Source organism: Candidatus Phycosocius spiralis (genome assembly GCF_030158815.1).
In the GTDB taxonomy this organism is placed as follows: domain Bacteria; phylum Pseudomonadota; class Alphaproteobacteria; order Caulobacterales; family Aquidulcibacteraceae; genus Aquidulcibacter; species Aquidulcibacter spiralis.
This window is the reverse complement of record NZ_BPFZ01000036.1, coordinates 1-566: the sequence shown is the minus strand read 5'-3', so window position 1 is coordinate 566 and position 566 is coordinate 1. Positions and strand designations below refer to the sequence as shown.

General features: G+C 62.2%; 1 protein-coding gene. It reads left to right on the top strand.

Going from position 1 to position 566, the window contains the following annotated elements:
- Positions 1-145: 145 nt before the first annotated feature.
- Positions 146-566 (top strand): hypothetical protein (locus PsB1_RS11780; RefSeq protein ID WP_478210050.1); only part of this gene is annotated, 421 nt, incomplete at its 3' end.

Sequence of the window (566 nt, the reverse complement as noted above, 5' to 3'; positions counted from 1 at the left end):
GTCAAGAGGCGCGCTTGGCGCGTCGGCATAGCCGATTGCACCTCTTGACACCCAATCCTGCGCAGGCATCATCGGGCACGGCTTCAAGGCAAGCAAAGCGCGCCCTTGAACCGTTCCAAGTCCTTGATCTAAAGCCTGCCCGACGATGCTAAGCGTACGCACCTCCACCTCTGGCACGACCGCCGCCGCTGTTATTGCTGGGGGTGCTATGGCAGCAGCAGCAGGCTCTATTGTCTCCCAAGCTTTTGGTGTGGCGACGGGGATACAAGAGAAGTTTGACTGGAAGGCCGTGGCGCTGGCCGCGATCAGTGGCGGTGCTGGGGGTGCTGTGTCGAGCATAGCGGGACCAGCTCAAACCGCGATAGGGGTCGCAATTCGTGGTGCGGCCACCAACGCAACCACACAGGCGATTGCCGTCACGATGGGCCTGCAGGATAAATTCAGCTGGGCAGCGGTTGCGGCCGCTGGTGTTGGGTCGGCGGTAGGGCATGGCATGCGTGGCGCGATCGGTGCCAAGCCGCTTTCTGGGGACGGCTCGTCCCGCGACCTTGGCAATATTGGCAAGA